The sequence below is a fragment of the Streptomyces albiaxialis genome (genome assembly GCF_039530985.1).
GTDB lineage: Bacteria > Actinomycetota > Actinomycetes > Streptomycetales > Streptomycetaceae > Streptomyces > Streptomyces albiaxialis.
Window position 1 is genome coordinate 51,018 of sequence record NZ_BAAAPE010000002.1, and the last position, 16,420, is coordinate 67,437.

Annotated in this window: 13 protein-coding genes; 8 read left to right on the forward strand and 5 right to left on the reverse strand. The window is 73.7% G+C overall.

Features of this window, described 5'->3' with window-relative positions:
• Positions 1-90: 90 nt before the first annotated feature.
• The 3 genes from ABD343_RS05190 to ABD343_RS05200 all read left to right on the forward strand — a co-directional run bounded on the left by ABD343_RS05190 (position 91) and on the right by ABD343_RS05200 (position 3,874).
• Entirely contained in the window at positions 91-522 is a 432-nt protein-coding gene (locus ABD343_RS05190; RefSeq protein WP_344524514.1) for a VOC family protein, read from the forward strand.
• A gap of 84 nt (positions 523-606) precedes the next feature.
• The gene (locus ABD343_RS05195; RefSeq protein WP_344524516.1) at positions 607-3,009 is read left to right on the forward strand and encodes an ATP-binding cassette domain-containing protein; all 2,403 of its coding nucleotides are present in this window, start codon (positions 607-609) and stop codon (positions 3,007-3,009) included.
• A 97-nt stretch (positions 3,010-3,106) separates the two neighbouring features.
• The gene (locus ABD343_RS05200; RefSeq protein WP_344524518.1) at positions 3,107-3,874 is read left to right on the forward strand and encodes a YqjF family protein; all 768 of its coding nucleotides are present in this window, start codon (positions 3,107-3,109) and stop codon (positions 3,872-3,874) included.
• A gap of 30 nt (positions 3,875-3,904) precedes the next feature.
• Here ABD343_RS05200 and ABD343_RS05205 read toward each other — a convergent pair whose 3' ends face one another.
• Complete coding sequence (locus ABD343_RS05205; RefSeq protein WP_344524520.1) at positions 3,905-4,324, reverse strand: Dabb family protein; 420 nt, start codon at positions 4,322-4,324, stop codon at positions 3,905-3,907.
• 183 nt (positions 4,325-4,507) lie between these two features.
• Positions 4,508-4,756, reverse strand: a complete 249-nt coding sequence (locus tag ABD343_RS05210; protein ID WP_344524522.1) for a hypothetical protein — start codon at positions 4,754-4,756, stop codon at positions 4,508-4,510.
• Positions 4,757-4,956: 200 nt separating this feature from the next.
• Here ABD343_RS05210 and ABD343_RS05215 point away from each other — a divergent pair, with 200 nt between their 5' ends.
• Together ABD343_RS05215 and ABD343_RS05220 are read left to right on the forward strand one after the other, a co-directional pair.
• Positions 4,957-7,197 (forward strand): phosphoinositide-specific phospholipase C-related protein, encoded by a 2,241-nt coding sequence (locus tag ABD343_RS05215; RefSeq protein ID WP_344524524.1) that lies wholly within the window; start codon positions 4,957-4,959, stop codon positions 7,195-7,197.
• 84 nt (positions 7,198-7,281) lie between these two features.
• Entirely contained in the window at positions 7,282-8,565 is a 1,284-nt protein-coding gene (locus ABD343_RS05220; protein ID WP_344524526.1) for an MFS transporter, read from the forward strand.
• On the opposite strand, the gene ABD343_RS05225 is transcribed toward ABD343_RS05220, so the two are convergent.
• Positions 8,546-9,514: a PstS family phosphate ABC transporter substrate-binding protein gene (locus ABD343_RS05225; protein WP_344524528.1), complete on the reverse strand. Its 969-nt coding sequence runs from the start codon at positions 9,512-9,514 to the stop codon at positions 8,546-8,548. The genes ABD343_RS05220 and ABD343_RS05225 overlap by 20 nt on opposite strands.
• Positions 9,515-9,800: 286 nt before the next feature.
• On the opposite strand from ABD343_RS05225, the gene ABD343_RS05230 reads away from it, so the two are divergent.
• Positions 9,801-10,262: a GNAT family N-acetyltransferase gene (locus ABD343_RS05230; protein ID WP_344525548.1), complete on the forward strand. Its 462-nt coding sequence runs from the start codon at positions 9,801-9,803 to the stop codon at positions 10,260-10,262.
• A 7-nt stretch (positions 10,263-10,269) separates the two neighbouring features.
• Here ABD343_RS05230 and ABD343_RS05235 read toward each other — a convergent pair whose 3' ends face one another.
• On the reverse strand, positions 10,270-11,049 hold the full coding sequence (locus tag ABD343_RS05235; RefSeq protein ID WP_425578116.1) for an SAM-dependent methyltransferase: 780 nt from the start codon (positions 11,047-11,049) through the stop codon (positions 10,270-10,272).
• A gap of 227 nt (positions 11,050-11,276) precedes the next feature.
• Here ABD343_RS05235 and ABD343_RS05240 point away from each other — a divergent pair, with 227 nt between their 5' ends.
• Together ABD343_RS05240 and ABD343_RS05245 are read left to right on the forward strand one after the other, a co-directional pair.
• Positions 11,277-12,242, forward strand: coding sequence for an ATP-binding cassette domain-containing protein (locus ABD343_RS05240; RefSeq protein ID WP_344524532.1), 966 nt, complete (start codon positions 11,277-11,279; stop codon positions 12,240-12,242).
• Positions 12,242-13,063 (forward strand): ABC transporter permease, encoded by an 822-nt coding sequence (locus tag ABD343_RS05245; RefSeq protein ID WP_344524534.1) that lies wholly within the window; start codon positions 12,242-12,244, stop codon positions 13,061-13,063. The genes ABD343_RS05240 and ABD343_RS05245 overlap by 1 nt, the downstream gene beginning before the upstream one ends.
• Here the strand turns inward: ABD343_RS05245 and ABD343_RS05250 are convergent.
• Positions 13,045-16,386 (reverse strand): AfsR/SARP family transcriptional regulator, encoded by a 3,342-nt coding sequence (locus ABD343_RS05250; RefSeq protein ID WP_344524536.1) that lies wholly within the window; start codon positions 16,384-16,386, stop codon positions 13,045-13,047. The two genes, ABD343_RS05245 and ABD343_RS05250, sit on opposite strands and share 19 nt — an antisense overlap.
• Positions 16,387-16,420 lie beyond the last annotated feature (34 nt).

Below are 16,420 nucleotides of genomic sequence, written 5' to 3' on the forward strand. Positions count from 1 at the left end.
TCCGGGCAGCGCGCCCGCGCGCACGGGCCGCGGGGTTCCGGTCAGGATCGGAGAAGCGGCGGTCGCCCTGTCGGGCCTAGCGTGACGGGCATGGGCCTCACCCTTCACGCGACCTTCCTTCCGCACGACGATCCCGACGCCTGTCTGGCCTTCTACCGTGACGCGCTCGGCTTCGAGGTGCGGGACGACGTCGAGGACTGCGGGATGCGCTGGATCACCGTCGGCCCGCCCGGGCAGCCCGACACCTCGCTGGTCCTCAAGCCGCCGGTCGACGGCCCCGGAGTCACCGAGGACGAGCGCCGTACGATCGCCGAGATGATGGCCAAGGGCACGTACGCCTCCGTCGTCCTGGCCACCACCGACCTCGACGCGGTGCACGCGCGGCTGCTGGCCGCCGGCGCCGAGGTCGTCCAGGGGCCGAGCGAGCAGCCGTACGGGGTACGGGACTGCGCGGCCCGCGACCCGGCGGGGAATCTGGTCCGCATCCAGCAACTGGGCGGCGAGCGGGCCCAGGACCGGTAGACGTACGTTCCCCGTCTGGTTGGATCGAGCCAGGCGTTGCCGGTGATACCGCCATACGCGGCCCGGCACTCACAGATGGAGACGATGAGCATGGCCCCGACGACGGACCCGCGGCAGGACGTGCCGCACGCCGCCGACAGCCACGAGGCGATCCGCGTGCACGGCGCGCGGGAGAACAACCTCAAGGACGTCAGCATCGAGATCCCGAAGCGCCGTCTCACGGTGTTCACCGGCGTCTCCGGCTCGGGCAAGAGCTCACTGGTGTTCGACACGGTCGCCGCCGAGTCGCAGCGGCTGATCAACGAGACCTACAGCGCCTTCGTGCAGGGCTTCATGCCGACGCTCGCGCGCCCCGAGGTCGATGTCCTGGACGGGCTGACGACCGCGATCATCGTCGACCAGGAGCGGATGGGCTCCGATCCCCGTTCCACGGTCGGCACCGCCACCGATGCCAACGCGATGCTGCGGATCCTCTTCAGCCGCCTCGGGAAGCCGCACGTCGGCTCGCCCAACGCGTTCTCCTTCAACGTCCCCTCGGTCAAGGCGAGCGGCGCGATCACCGTCGAGCGCGGCGGCAAGAAGGCGGAGCGGGTCTCCTTCACCCGTACCGGCGGGATGTGTCCGCACTGCGAGGGCCGCGGCAAGGTCACCGACTTCGACCTCACCGAGCTGTACGACGACTCCAAGTCGCTCTCCGAGGGCGCGCTGACCATCCCCGGCTACGGGGAAAAGGGCTGGAACGTCGTGCTCTACAGCGAGTCCGGCTTCCTCGACCCGGACAAGCCCATCCGCGACTACTCCGAGAAGGAGCTGCACGACTTCCTCCACCACGAACCGACCAAGGTGAAGATCAGAGGGACCAACCTCACCTACGAGGGGCTGTTCCTGCGCATCCGGAAGTCGTTCCTCGCCAAGGACCGCGAGGCGATGCAGCCGCACATCCGGGCGTTCGTGGACCGGGCGGTGACCTTCACCGACTGCCCCGAGTGCGAGGGGACCCGGCTGAGCGCGGCGGCCAGGGCGTCGAAGATCCACGGGATCTCCATCGCCGACGCCTGCGCGATGCAGCTCAACGACCTGGCCGAATGGGTGCGCGGGCTGGACGAGCCCTCGGTGGGGCCGCTGCTGACGGCGCTGGGCGGGACCCTCGACTCGTTCGCGGAGATCGGCCTCGGCTATCTCTCGCTGGACCGGCCCGCGGGCACGCTCTCCGGCGGTGAGGCGCAGCGCGTCAAGATGATCCGCCACCTCGGCTCGTCGCTGACCGACACGACCTACGTCTTCGACGAACCCACCATCGGCCTGCACCCGCACGACATCCAGCGCATGAACGACCTGCTGCTGCGCCTGCGCGACAAGGGCAACACGGTCCTGGTCGTCGAGCACAAGCCGGAGACGATCGCGATCGCCGACCATGTCGTCGACCTCGGCCCGGGCGCCGGTACGGCGGGCGGCACCGTCTGCTTCGAGGGCTCCGTCGAGGGGCTGCGGGCCAGCGACACCATCACCGGCCGCCATCTCGACGACCGCGCGTCCCTGAAGAAGTCCGTGCGGAAGGCCACCGGCACGCTGCCGGTCCGCGGCGCCTCGGCGCACAATCTGCGCGATGTCGACGTGGACATCCCGCTCGGCGTCCTCTGCGTCGTCACCGGGGTCGCCGGGTCGGGCAAGAGTTCGCTCGTGCAGGGCTCGCTGGTCCACAGCCCGGCGGCCGAGGAGGCGGGCGTCGTCTCGATCGACCAGGCCGCGATCCGCGGCTCCCGGCGGAGCAACCCGGCGACGTACACGGGGCTGCTCGACCCGATCCGCAAGGCGTTCGCGAAGGCCAACGGGGTGAAGCCGGCGCTCTTCAGCGCCAACTCCGAGGGCGCGTGCCCCAACTGCAACGGCGCGGGCGTCGTCTTCACCGACCTGGGCATGATGGCGAGCGTCTCCACGACCTGCGAAGAGTGCGACGGCAAGCGCTTCGAGGCGTCGGTCCTGGACCACCGTCTCGGCGGCCGGGACATCAGCGAGGTCCTGGCGATGCCGGTGGCCGAGGCCGAGGAGTTCTTCGGCTCGGGCGAGGCCCGTACGCCCGCCGCGCACAAGATCCTTGAGCGGCTCTCCGACGTCGGGCTCGGCTATCTCACCCTCGGCCAACCGCTCACCACGCTCTCCGGCGGCGAGCGGCAGCGGCTGAAGCTGGCGACGCACATGGCCGAGAAGGGCGGTGTCTACGTGCTCGACGAGCCGACCACCGGCCTCCACCTCGCCGATGTCGAGCAGCTCCTCGGGCTGCTCGACCGGCTCGTGGACTCCGGCAAGTCCGTCCTGGTCATCGAGCACCACCAGGCTGTCATGGCGCACGCGGACTGGATCATCGACCTCGGCCCGGGCGCGGGCCACGACGGCGGCAAGGTCGTCTTCGAGGGCACCCCGGCGGACCTCGTCGCGGCCCGCTCCACCCTCACGGGCGAGCACCTCGCGGAGTACGTGGGCGCCTGACCGGCCAGGTCCGGCGGCAGGGGCGGCGGACGTACGGTCGGACGGCCGGGCAAGGGGCACATGCCCGGCCGTCCGACCGTCCTGCGATCCTTGACGGATGTCCTCCGCTCCGGCGCCGTCCCCCGAGCCGATCACGGCCGACGCGCCCGCGTCGATCGCCAGCCCGCTCCTCACGCAGTCGTGGCTCGACCTCGCGTTCCTCCACTGGGCCGCCGACCCGGCCCAGGTCGCGCCGCTGCTCCCCGAGGGCGCGGCGCCGGACACGCTGCACGGAGTGACATACGTCGGGCTCGTGGCGTTCCGGATGCACCGGGTCGGCTGGTTCCGGCTGCCGGGCGTCCCGTATCTCGGCACGTTCCCCGAGACGAACGTGCGGCTGTACTCGGTGGACGCGCGGGGGCGCCGCGGCGTCGTCTTCCGCTCGCTGGACGCGTCCCGGCTGGTCCCGGTCCTGATGGCGCGCGCCGGTTTCGGGCTGCCGTACCAGTGGTCGCGCATGGACGTGCGGGCCGAGGGCGATCTGCGGATCTACACCAGCGCGCGCCGCTGGCCGGGGCCGCGCGGCGCGCACAGCCGGATCACGGTCCGCGTCGGTGAACGGATCGGGGAGCCGACCGAGCTGGAGCACTTCCTCACCGCCCGCTGGGGCATGCACAACGCCTTCCTCGGCCGCCCCGTCTATCTCCCCAACACGCATCCGCGCTGGCCGCTGCACCGCGCCGAGCTGCTGGAGTGCGACGAGTCGCTCATCACGGCCGCGGGGCTCGCGCCGCCGGCGGGCCCGCCGGTGAGCGTGCTCTACTCCCCCGGCGTCCCCGTCCGCTTCGGCCGCCCGTCCCGTCCGGCGGGCATCCCCACGCCCTGACCCGGCGGCGCCGGGACGGCGGAACCTCCGTCAGCCCGCCGCCGTTTCCTCCGGGGCGCCGCTGCCCTCGTACGAACCGAGGCCGTCGATCAGCTCGACGAGCGCGGGGTCGTGCGCGAAGCGCTCGGCGTGGATCGCGCGGATCTTCGCGCCGATGTCGGGGTCCTCGTCGTCGGTGAGGTCCTGGGAGACCATGTTCCGCACCAGCGGCAGGCCGATGCCGTCGACGTGACGGTGGAGCGGGTCGTACATGTACGCCCGGTACGCGTCGATGTCCTTGACCGCGAACAGGGCGCCGTACTCGAAGTCCCCGCCGAAGTCCCGGCCGACCGCCCAGTGTTCGACGGCGTCGATCTCGCGGCCCATCCTGCGCAGCGCCTCCAGGGCCTCATCGACCTTGTCCTGGGGCGCGTCGGGGCGCATGGCGAGCCGTATCCGGTGATAGATCATGCCGATTCCCTCCCAAGTCGCGGGCGGCGCGCACCCGTTGCGGCGCCATATTCTCGCGACAGTTAGAGACTGTAACTCTCGCGACAGCGCCTCGCAAACATGGCACGAAAAAGCGCCGCCGCCGCGCTCCCCGGGAGGAGTCGCGGCGGCGGCGCGTACCGACTGGTGCGGGCGCGAAGGGCGCTACGTCCGGTAGGGCCCCCGGCCGAGGTCGCCGGGGCCGATGAGGGGGCCGTCGATGCCGGTCTTGTCGGCGAGCGAAGCGGTGCGCTGGGCGAGGCTGTTGGCCGCGCTGGGCAGGGCCATCCCCGCCTTGCTGCCGACGTGGGAGGAGTTGCGCGCGAGGCCCTCCCCTCCGTCGTCCGCGCACGCGACGCCGCTGCCTCCTGCGAGGACGAGTGCGGTGACGACACCGGTGACAGTACGGCGCACGAGGCCTCCTGAGCTTGAGATTTCCGTCATGCGCCCACGATCCCCCGGCCGCCCCCCGGTCCCCGGGCGCCCACGCCGTACTTCACCCCAAGGAGGTCGGCCGACGCCCAGGAACGGAAGATCGAAATGCCAATCGGCACAGGTAGAGCTTAGTGTGACGGCCGTCGTAGAGGTCGGGATCCGAAGGGGAGAGTGTCGTGGTGAGCGGTACCGCAGCGCCGGACGAGGGCAGGACGTTCCCGCCCGCCGGGTGGCGTAGCGCGCGGTGGGTGCGGTGGTGCCGGGTCCTGGCGGGCGTGCTGACCGTGCTGTGCGTGGTGGTCCTCGTGAGCGCGGGCACCGTACGGTCCACGGCGCTGAGCCGCGGCTTCTACCAGGGGGCCCTGGACGACGAGCGGGCGTACGACCGGCTGTACGACGAGGTGCTGGTCGACCCGGAGGCGCAGCCGGTGACGCGCAGCCTGCTGGCGCGGCTGCCGGTGCCGGAGTCGGTGGTGACCGCCAACCTCAAGACGGTGCTGCCGCCCGCGACCGTACGGGAGCTGACGGACGAGCAGATCGTCGCCCTCGTCCGCTATCTGCGGGGCGACACCGACACCCTCAGCCTGTCCGTGGACCTCACCCCGCTGCTGGCCAACCTGAGCGGCCTCGGCGAGGTGTATCTGAGCAGCCTCGTCTCCGACTCCGAGGGGCACAGCGAGAAGCAGCTCGACTCGGCGCTCAAGAAGCTCGACACCGCGCTCGACGACGTCGCCGCCGGGCGCAAGCCCGACCTGCCGAAGGTGCACCTCGGGAAGAAGGACGCCGAGGACGGCGCCAAGCTGCTGCTCGCCGGAGTTCCGGAGAGCGAACGTGCGAAGCTGCGCCCCCAGGTCGAGGGCGCGCTCGCGGAGGGCGACGTGGCCACGGCCCTGGCCGCGGTGGGCCCGCACCTGCCGGGCACCACGGCGGGCAGCGGGGGCGACAAGGCGCGGCGCGACCTGATGAAGATCGCCGACGGCGGCCGGTGGAACGTGGCGGAGGACCTGGAGGACTCCGGCGCCGACATCGGGGCGCTGAAGTCGGTGCGCGACGTGACGCAGCTCGTGATGGGCCCCGTCCAGACGGGCGCCGCCGTCGTCGGCCTCGCGTCCGTCGTCTTCCTGTGGCTCTCGGGCCCGCGGCGCAGGATACGGCGGCTTCGGCACCTGGGCGGACTCCTGGCCGTGGGCGGTGTCCTGGCGGCGCTCGTCTTCCTGCTGGTGCGGTGGAGAACCGAGGCGCTGGTGTGGTCTCCCCCGGCGTCCTGGCCGCCGTCGCTCGCGTCCCTCGTCGGGGACCTGGAGCGGACCGGCGTCCGCTCGCTGGCCGACGCCGGGCTGCTCGCCTCGCTGATGCCGCTGGCCGCGGGGCTGCCGTTGCTGGCCTTCGCCGTCGTGTGGGAACGCCGCGCCACGGGCCGCAGGCTGGCGCCCCGGGCGCGGCGGGCGCTGCTGACCACCGTCGGCGCGGCCGTCACCGCGATGATCGTCCTCGGTCCGGCGCTGCTGCCGACCGTGGCCAAGGGCACGGACAGGGCCTACTGCAACGGCTCCGCCGCGCTCTGCGACGTCCGTTACGACCAGGCCGCTTACCTGGCGACGCACAACTCGATGTCCTCGACCGCCGAGCAGTTCATCAGCCCCCTCCAGGACGCCGACATCACCACGCAGCTCGACAACGGGGCCCGGGCACTGCTCATCGACACCCACACCTGGGAGCGCCGCGACGAGATCGTCCCGCGGCTGAAGCTCTCCGAGTTCGCTCCCGAGACCCAGCGGCGGATCTCCGGGATCATCGACAAGGCGAGCCCGGCCGAGCCCGGACTGTGGCTGTGCCACGCGATCTGCCGCGCCGGGGCCGTCCCGTTCGTCGAGTCCCTGCGCGAGATCGGCACGTGGCTGGAGGACCACCCGGACGAGGTGGTCACCCTGATCATCGAGGACGGCATCAGCGGCAAGCAGACGGAGTCCGCGTTCCGCAAGGCCGGGGTCGAGGACCTGCTCCACACCCCCGACGACGACCCGGACGCCGAGTGGCCGACGCTGGGGAAGATGGTCGAGGACGACAAGCGCCTGGTGGTCTTCGCCGAGCGCGCCGACGGCCCGGCGCCCTGGTACCGCAACTTCTACCGGTACGGGATGGAGACGCCCTTCGCGTTCTCCAGCCCCCGCGAGATGAACTGCGTGCCCAACCGGGGCGGCAAGGACAAGAATCTGTTCCTGATGAACCACTTCATCACCCACGGCGGCGGCAGCCGGATCGACGCCGCGGAGGTCAACGACAAGGACTTCGTGCTGAAGCGGGCGCGCCGCTGCGAGTCCGAGCGGGGCCACCCGGTGAACTTCGTCGCCGTCGACTTCGCCAACCTGGGCACGGCCCGGGCCGCGGTGGACGCGCTCAACGCCGCGCGCTCGTCCTGACCTCGGTCGGAAATCGAGAAGCGGCGCGCTCCGGGCCGCGCCTAATGTGAGTGCCGTGAACAACTGCTTCCGGCGGGACGGCCGTTGATACCCCGGCCCGCGCTCCGGCGCCTGGTGCCCGCCGCCTACCGGCCGGTGCTCTCGCACCGCGTGTTCCGCCGGCTGCTGCTCGGCTTCGCCGTCTCCTACCTCGGGGACGGCATGAGCTTCGTCGCCGTGGCGTGGCTCGCCATCGACCTCGCGCCGGAGGGCTCGACGGGGCTGTGGGTCGGCGGCGCGGTGGCGGCGGCGACGCTGCCGGGCGTGGTCGGCGCGCTCGCGTTCGGCCGCCGGATGCGCCGCGTCCCCGCGAGGCGGCTGCTGCTCCTCGACAATGTGGCGCGCGGCGTCTTCCTCGGCGCCGTGCCGCTCGCCTGGCTCGCCGGGGTGCTGACGCCGCCGCTGTACGTCGTGCTGCTCGCGGCCTCCTCGCTGCTGCACGCCTGGGGCAGCGCGGGCAAGTACACGCTGCTCGCCGAGCTGCTGCCGGACGAGGAGCGGCTGGCGGCGAACACCCTCGTCAGCACGCTCAGCTTCAGCGCCACGATCGCCGGGCCCGCGTTCGCCGGCGTGCTGGTGACGTACGTCAGCCCGGCGCTCGTCATCGGCGTGGACGCGCTGACCTACGTCTTCCTCGCCGTGCTGGTCGTACGGGTCCGGCTGCCGGACGCGGGGCACGCCCCGCCCGTGGACCGCGAGGCCGCCCGCGGCGGGTTCGGGCTGCTGCGCTCCCGGCCCGAGCTGCTCGGCCTGCTGACGCTCACCTGGTTCTTCAACTTCCTCTACGGTCCCGTCGAGGTCGCCCTGCCCCTCCATGTGACCGACGACCTGCACGCGCCGGGCACGGTGCTCGGCCTGTACTGGATGCTGTTCGGCATCGGCGCGGTCCTCGGCGGGCTCACGGTCGGCACGCTGCGCAGGGCGCCGCTCTGGCCGGTGACGCTCGCGATCGTGGTCGCCTGGGGTCTGACGCTGCTGCCCTTCGGGACCCACGCGCCGGCGGTCGTCACCCTCGTCTGCTTCACGCTCGGCGGCGCGATCTACGGCCCGTTCGTGCCCCTGTCGGTGACGCTGATGCAGGCGGCCTCGCCCCCGCGGCACCTCGCCGCGATGCTCGCGGCGCGCAGCGCGGCCCTGCTCACCGCCTCGCCGCTCGGCACCGCGCTCGGCGGCCCGCTCACCGAGGCGCTGGGGCCGCGCGCGGCGCTGGGCGCCTCGGGCCTCGCCACCGTCGCCCTGGGCGTGGTCGCCTGCGCGCTGCTGCTGGCCGGGCGCGGACGCCGGGGCCCGCGCCGGAAGCGCGGCGCGGCTACTCGGCCTCCGACTTGAGCTTGTCCAGGTCGGCCCTCAGCTTGTCCTCCTGCTCGGAGTTGAGGGGGATGAACTGGGTGCCCGCCGTGATCTGGGCGTGGTGCTCCACGAAGTACTCGACGAAGTCCTCGACCTCGGGCCGCTTGAGGGCCTCGGCCGTGGGATAGATGAAGAGCGGCCGGGACAGCGGCTTGTACGTGCCGTTCTGGACGCTCGTGACGCTGGGGACGATGCAGCCGTCGCCGCTGTCGATCATGAGGGACTTGAGGTCGTTCTCGTTCTCCTCGTAGTAGGAGAAGCCGAAGTAGCCCATGCCGCCGCGCGAGCGGGAGACGCCGCGCACCGTCACGTTGTCGTCCTCCGTCGAGGTGTAGTCGGTACGGGAGGCGCCCTCTTCGCCGTTGATGGCCTTGGTGAAGTAGTCGAAGGTGCCCGAGTCGGCGCCGGGGCCGTACAGCTTGAGGGGGACGTCGGGGAACGACGGATCGACCTGGTTCCAACTGTGGACCCGCGAGCCGGGCCGCCAGATCTTCCTCAACTGCCGCGTGGACAGGCAGTCCACCCACGACACCCGCTTGCTGACCACCACGGTCAGCGCGTCGTTGGCGACGGAGAACTCCTCGTAGTTCACCCCCCGCTCCGCGCACGCCGCCCGCTCCTTGGCCTTGATCAGCCGCGAGGCGTCGGCGATGTCCGCGCGGCCCGCGCAGAGCTTCTTGAAGCCGCCGCCCGTCCCGGACGTCCCCACGGAGACGCGGACCTTGGGCTGCTTCTCGGTGTACAGCTCGGCGGCGGCCTTGGCCAGCGGGGTCACGGTGCTGGAGCCGTCCACCATGACCTTGCCGAGCAGTTCCTTGCCGTCCTCGGTTCCTGCCCCGGCGCCCCAGCAGGCGCTCAGGGTGAAGGTGGCGACACCGGTCAGTACGGCGGCCCGGACGCTTCTGCTCGGCCGCCTGAATACGTTCACGATTCTGGTTCCTTGCCCTCGGCCAATAGCAGACGGCCGGTGCGATGGGACAGCCGTGGGGACCGCTCCCGGCCAGCTCCTAGAGCGAAGTGCGGCCACACGAACTCCAGGTGTACGGGCCATGTCACCGGGGCGAACCGTAAACGTGCGTCTACGGGGCGCATGAGACACCGGCGCGCTCCCGTCGGCCTATGCTTCCGCCGTGGATCACGACACGAGGGACGACACGAGGCACGACATACGGATCAGGACGGGCGGACCGGCCGACGCGCCGGCCGTCCTCGGCATGCTCGACGGCGCCGTGGCCTGGATGAACGCCCGGGGCAACACCGAGCAGTGGGGCACCGTCCCCTTCTCGCGCAAGCCCGGCGGGGCGGAGCGGATCCAGCGGTACACGACCGAGCACGAGCCCTTCGTCGCCGAGCTGGACGGCGTGCCCGTCGGCTGCCTGGTGCTGGGGGAAGGGCCCAGCCCGCAGATGCCGATCGCCCCCGCGGAGGAGCCCGAGCGCTACGTCCGCCTGCTGGTCTCCGACAGGGCGCACGCGGGGCGGAACATCGGCGGCGCGCTGCTGGAACGTGCCGCCGAGGAGACCCGGCGGGCCGGAGTGGACCTGCTGCGGGTGGACTGCTGGGCGGGCGGAGGGGGCGAACTGGTCGCCTTCTACGAGCGGGCCGGCTTCACGCCCTCGGCGCCCTTCGTCCACGGCACCTGGCCGGGGCAGGTGCTGGAGCGGCGGGTCGGCTGAAGGGCCTTCACGGCAGTCTGCCGGTGCCGCCGTACCAGGAGACCTCGGCGTGGGACGGGCGTTCGGACTCCGGAACCGTCGCGCGCCAGTCGGAGACGACCTGGATGCCGGGCTCGGCGATCTCGAACTCCTCGAACAGCTCGGCGAAGGCCGCGCGGTCGCGGAGGGTCAGCGGGACGCCCTGGGCCCGGTAGGCGGCCTGGACCCCGAGCGCGGTCTCCGGCGAGATCTCGGCCGTCGCGTGCGAGAGGACGAGCACGCTCCCGGGGACGAGGGCCTCGCGCAGCCGGGCGACCAGCCCGCGCGGGTCCTCCTCGTCGGAGACGAAGTGCAGGACCGCCACCGCGAGCAGGGCCACCGGCTCGCCGAAGTCGATCAGCTCCCGCGTCCCGGGGTGCCCGAGGATCGCGCGCGGGTCCCGGATGTCGGCCTGGATCACGGTCGTCCGCGCGTCGGCGGCGAGCAGCGCCTGCCCGTGGGCCAGCACGAGCGGGTCGTTGTCGACGTACACGACGCGCGCGTCGGGGGCGTGGCGCCGCGCGACCTGGTGCACGTTCCGGGCGGTCGGCAGGCCGGAGCCGATGTCGAGGAACTGGCGGATGCCGGTCTCCTCGACGACGTGGCGCACGGCGCGGCCGAGGAAAGCGCGGTTCTCCCGCGCCGCGGTGCGCAGCGTCGGGAACGCCGCCACCGCGGCCTCGGCGGCCTCCCGGTCCGCCGCGAAGTTGTCCCGGCCCCCGAGCAGGTAGTCGTACATGCGTGCCGAGTGGGCCTCGCCGGTCCGCATCCCGGCCCCGCCCGACGCGTACAGCCGGGTCACCTCGTCACCGGCGTGCTCCACGGCCCATCCCCCCATCCCGCCGATCCCCGACTCGCGGACCTCGCACGGTAGATGACCCGTCTCTGCCCGCGGAAGCCCGCACCGCACCGTGCCAGCGGCGTGCCAGCGCGCGGTGCGCGGCGTGGCCGCGGGCGCTGCCACCCTCCTTCCCGCACGACCACGAAGGAGAACAGATGACCTACGCGTTCCAGGCCGAGGGCCTGGTCAAGCGGTTCGGCGCGACGACCGCGCTGGACGGGATCGGGCTCGCGGCCCGGCAGGGCACCGTGCTCGGCGTGCTCGGTCCCAACGGCGCGGGAAAGACCACGGCCGTCCGTGTCCTCGCCACGCTGCTGCGGCCCGACGCGGGCCGCGCGACGGTCGGCGGGCTCGACGTCGTCCGCGACGCCGAGGCCGTACGCCGCGCGATCGGGCTCACCGGCCAGTACGCCTCGGTGGACGAGGACCTGACCGGCACGGAGAACCTCGTGCTCATCGGGCGGCTCCTCGACCTGCGGGCCGCCGAGGCGCGGGCACGGGCCCGCGAGCTGCTGGCGCACTTCGAGCTGACCGAGGCCGCCGGGCGGCAGACGAAGACGTACTCCGGCGGCATGCGGCGCCGCCTCGACCTGGCCGCGTCCCTCGTGGGCAGGCCGGACGTCGTCTTCCTCGACGAGCCCACGACGGGCCTGGACCCGGTGCGCCGCGAGGACATGTGGGGCATCGTCCGCTCGCTCGTCGCGGACGGGGCGACGGTGCTGCTCACCACCCAGTACCTGGAGGAGGCCGACGCGCTCGCCGACGAGATCTCCGTCATGGACCACGGCCGGGTCATCGCCCACGGCACCCCGGCGGAGCTGAAGCGGCGGGTCGGCGGGCGGCATCTGGAGCTGCGCCCGCAGGACGCCGGGGCGCTGCCCATGGCGGCCGCGATCCTCGCCGGGGCCACCGGGCACGAGCCGGAGTCACCGGGACGCGGGGTCCTCACGGTCCCGGTGGAGGACGACGGGACGCTCGGCACGGTCGTACGGCGCCTCGACGAGCACGGCATCGGGGTGGCGGAACTGGCGCTGCGCCTGCCCGACCTGGACGACGTCTTCTTCACTCTCACCGGCCACGGGAGCGCGCAGGAGAACCACGAGAAGGGGAGGGCGGCCTGATGACGAGCACCCTGACGGTCCCGGAACGGGCGACGGCGCCGGGACGGGAGGGCGGACGGCGCCCGTTCCCGCTGGTCCGGCACAGCCTCGCCCTCGCGCGGCGCAGCCTGACGAAGACGCTGCGCACGCCCGAGCAGTTGCTGGACGTGACCATGCAGCCGGTGCTGTTCATCGTGATGTTCGTCTACCTGCTGGGCGGCGCCGTCGCCGGGTCGACGCACGCGTACCTCCAGTTCCTGCTCCCCGGGCTGATGGTGATGAACGTGCTCTTCGCGTCCGTGCAGACCGGGATCAATCTCAACGACGACATCAAGAAGGGCGTCTTCGACCGCTTCCGCTCCATGCCCATCGCGCGCTCGGCGCCGCTGGTCGGCTCGGTGCTCGGCGACGTCATCCGCTTCGTGGTGACGATCGTCGTGCAGCTCGGCTTCGGCTACGCGGTGGGCTTCCGGATCGGGACCGATCCCCTGTCCGCGCTCGCCGCCTGCCTGCTGGTGATGGCCTTCGCGTTCTGTCTGAGCTGGGTGTTCGTGCTGATCGGCATGCTGGTGCGAGAGCCGGGCGCGGTGCAGGGCATCGGGTTCATGGCGCTGTTCCCGCTGACGTTCGGCACCGACGTGCTCGTGCCCGCCGACACCCTGCCCGGCTGGCTGCAGACCTGGGTGGACGTCAACCCGGTGACGCGCGCGATGGAGGCGTCGCGCGGTCTGCTGGTGGGCGGCGAGGTCGCCGCCCCCGTCCTGGCCACGGCGCTGTGGGGAGCGGGCGTCCTCGCCGTGGCCTTCCCCCTGGCGGTACGGGCCTACCGGCGCCGCGCGTGACCGGCACGGGCCCCGGGAGCGGGAGCGCCACCGCCCCCACCGGCCCCGCCCCCGGCCCCCGCCCCGACCCCGGTCCCCACCCGTAGCAGCGCGAGCGCTTCCCGGCGGCCGAGCGCCGCGCCGCGCGCGCGTGCCGCCGCGAAGCCCTCCCCCAGCGCGCGGCGCAGCTCGGCGGTCAGCCGTTCCGCGTCGGGCTGCGCGACGTCGCTCACCCCGCGCACGGCGTCTGCCGCGCCCAGCAGCTCCGCCGCGTACGCGGGCCGGCCCCGGTGCGCCGCCAGGTCGGCGATGCCGACGCCGACGAACGCGCTGATCGGCATGTCCTGGGCCAGGTCGGTCGCCTCCAGCGCGTCGGCCAGGTGCCGCTCGGCGGCGTCCAGGTCACCCCGGGCGCACTCCAGGTGGGCCATTCCCGTGCGCAGGAGCGCCCGGAACTGCGGCACGGCCTGCGGGACCGCGCCGGGGCCCTCGTGCCAGGTCCGCAGCGCGTCCTCGTACCACCGGGCCGCCGTCGCGAAGTCGCCCTCGCGGCGGGCGATGTCGCCGAGCGCGCCCAGGCAGATGACGGCCACGTGCGGGCGGCCCTCGCGCCGCGCCCCGCGCAGCAGGTCCTTCAGTTCGGCGCGTGCCCGCGCGGTCCGGCCCGCGCGGGCGTCGAGCTGGGCGAGGCGGACGCGCAACTGGCCGATGTCGTTCCGCGCCCGGAGTTCGCGCATCAGCCGCAGGGCCTCCTCCATGCCCTCCCGGGCCGCGCCGGTCTCGCCGGTCAGGGCGTGGAACTCGCCGAGCTGCGTCAGGGCCATCGCGAGTCCCCACCGGTCGCCGACCGAGCGGAAACCCTCCGCCGCCGCGTCCAGGTCCTCGCGCAGCCCCGCGGCGTACCCCTTGTTCTCGCGGAACGCGGCGCGCATCAGCCGGAGCATCGCGCGGGTCCAGGGGTCCGGGTGGCCGAGCCGGGCCTCGATCAGCGCGATGCCCGTGTCGTCCTCCTCCGTGAACATCGCGACGCCCGGCTCCAGCGCCGCCAGCAGGGCGTGCCCCTCCCCGGCGTCGACCCGGGCCGCCAGCTCCTTCAGCTCCCGCGCGGGCCCGGCGAGGTGCTCGACCCGGCCGGACGAGGCGCTGTTGATCAGGTAGAAGGCGAGGGCGACGGCGCGCGGTTCCTCCGGGGAGGGGCCGGGGACCTCCAGCGCGAGCCGCAGCCACTCGGCGGCCTCGGCGTGGTGGCCCAGGATGCTCCAGTACGTGCCGAGCGAGGCGCCCGTACGGACCGCGGTGGCGGCGTCCCCCGACTCGACGGCCCAGCGCAGGGCCGCGAGGAGGTTGTCGTGCTCGGCGTCGAGCAGCGCGATCCAGCGCAACTGTCCGTGTGCCCGCAGGTGCGGGTCCGCGGTCTCCGCCAGCGCGACGAAGTACGCCGCGTGGGCCGCCCGGGCCTCGTCCAGCGTGCCGGACCGCTCCAGCCGCCCCTGGCCGAACTCGCGGATGGTCTCCAGCATCCGGTAGCGGGGCCCGTCGTCGTCGGCGAGGTGCAGCAGCGACTTGTCCGCGAGCGCCGCGAGCAGGTCGAGCGCGGCCGTCTCGTCCATGCCGCACACCCCGGCCACGGCGGCCGGGGTGGCGCCGCCGGGGAACACCGACAGCCGCTCGGCCAGGCGCCGTTCCTCCTCGTCGAGCAGTTCCCAGCTCCAGGCGACCACGGCCTCCAGGGTGCGGTGGCGGGGCAGCGCGGTGCGCGGCCCGGTGGTCAGCAGGCGGAAGCGGTCGTCGAGCCGGGCGGCGACCGCGTCGAGCGGCAGCGACCGCAGCCGCGCCGCGGCCAGCTCGATCGCCAGCGGCAGCCCGTCCAGCCGGCGGCAGATCTCGGCGACGGCGGCGGCGTTGTCACCGGTGACGGCGAAGGCGGGGTCCGCCGAGCGCGCCCGGTCGGCGAAGAGACGTACCGCCGGGGAACGGGGCGCTTCGGCGGCGTTCGGGGGGAGGCCCAGCGGCGGCACGGGGCACAGCGCCTCCCCCGCGATGCCCAGCGGTTCCCGGCTGGTGGCGAGCACCCGCAGCCGGGGGCAGCGGCCCAGGAGCTGCTCGGCGAGGTGCGCGGCGGCCTCGACGACGTGCTCGCAGTTGTCGAGGACCAGCACGGCGGGCGCGGCGGCGAGGGCCTCGGCGACCTGGGTCAGCACGTCCTGGGGCGCCTGGTGGCGGGGGTCCAGGACGGCGGCCTGCCGGGCCCCGAGCGCGCCGAGCACGGCGAGGGGCACGTCGTCCGCGCCGGTGACGGGGGCGAGTTCGGCGAGCCATACGCCGCCGGGGAGGTCGCGGGCGGGGGCGTCGCCCGGGCCCGCGTCCGGAGCGTCGTGGGCGAGGTCCGCCGCCACGGTCGTCGCCAGCCGCGTCTTCCCGGCTCCGCCGGGCCCCGTCAGGGTGACGAGGCGCGCTTCGGCCAGCAGGCCGCGTACGCGCCGGAGTTCGCCGTCGCGCCCGACGAAGCTGGTGAGCGGGGCCCGCAGGTTGGTGGGGATCTTCTCCGGCTCCCGGCTGTCCCTGTTCTCCCCCTCCGCGGGCCCGGTCCCGGACCCGATGCTCCGTGCTCCCCCGCCCCGCAGGACGGCCAGGTGCGCGGCGCGCAGTTCGGGCGAGGGGTCGGTGCCGAGCTCGTCGGCGAGACGGGCGCGGAACTCCTCGTACGCCGCGAGCGCCTCGGGCCCTCGGCCCGCCGCGGCGAGGGCCTCGACCAGCAGGAGGCGGGGGCGTTCGCGCAGCGGGTGGGCCGTGGTCAGCGCCTCCAGTTCGGGCACGGCCCCGGCCGCCGGGCCCGAGCCGAGGACGGCCTCCAGGCGGTCGGTGACGGCCTCGACGCGCAGCTCCTCCAGCCGGTGCGCCGGGCCCTCGGCGAACGGCGCGCGGGCGACGTCCGCCAGCGCGTCCCCGCGCCACAGCCCGAGCGCCTCGTCGAGCAGCCGTCGCGCGGCGGCGGGTTCACCGGCGCGGAGCGCCCGGCCTCCGTCGCGGGCCAGCCGTTCGAAGCGGACCGCGTCCACCGCCTCGGGCGGCACGGCCAGGCGGTAGCCCGCGGGCCCGCCGTGTTCGACCGCCTCCGGCCGTCCGAGCGCCCGGCGCAGCCGGGAGACGAGGGACTGGAGCGCGTTCCCCAGGTCGGCGGGCGGCTCGTCCTCCCACAGCCCGTCGGCGAGCGCGCCCGTGGCGACGTACCGGCCGGGGTCGAGGGCGAGCCGGATCAGCAGTGCGCGGAGCCTGCTCCCCGCGACCGTGACGGGCGCTCCGCCGACCGACACCTCCAGCGGACCCAGAACACCTATGCGCACGCCCGTCAGCGTCTCACAGCGGGCGGCGCCGCGA

Excerpts from the sequence above, each read along its gene's own strand:
- ABD343_RS05200 (WP_344524518.1), top strand. The coding sequence starts at position 3,107 with ATGTCCTCCGCTCCGGCGCCGTCCCCCGAGCCGATCACGGCCGACGCG.
- ABD343_RS05195 (WP_344524516.1), top strand. The coding sequence starts at position 607 with ATGAGCATGGCCCCGACGACGGACCCGCGGCAGGACGTGCCGCACGCC.
- ABD343_RS05235 (WP_425578116.1), bottom strand. The coding sequence starts at position 11,049 with ATGCGGACCGGCGAGGCCCACTCGGCACGCATGTACGACTACCTGCTC.
- ABD343_RS05245 (WP_344524534.1), top strand. The coding sequence starts at position 12,242 with ATGACGAGCACCCTGACGGTCCCGGAACGGGCGACGGCGCCGGGACGG.
- ABD343_RS05190 (WP_344524514.1), top strand. The coding sequence starts at position 91 with ATGGGCCTCACCCTTCACGCGACCTTCCTTCCGCACGACGATCCCGAC.
- ABD343_RS05240 (WP_344524532.1), top strand. The coding sequence starts at position 11,277 with ATGACCTACGCGTTCCAGGCCGAGGGCCTGGTCAAGCGGTTCGGCGCG.
- ABD343_RS05230 (WP_344525548.1), top strand. The coding sequence starts at position 9,801 with ATGCTCGACGGCGCCGTGGCCTGGATGAACGCCCGGGGCAACACCGAG.
- ABD343_RS05205 (WP_344524520.1), bottom strand. The coding sequence starts at position 4,324 with ATGATCTATCACCGGATACGGCTCGCCATGCGCCCCGACGCGCCCCAG.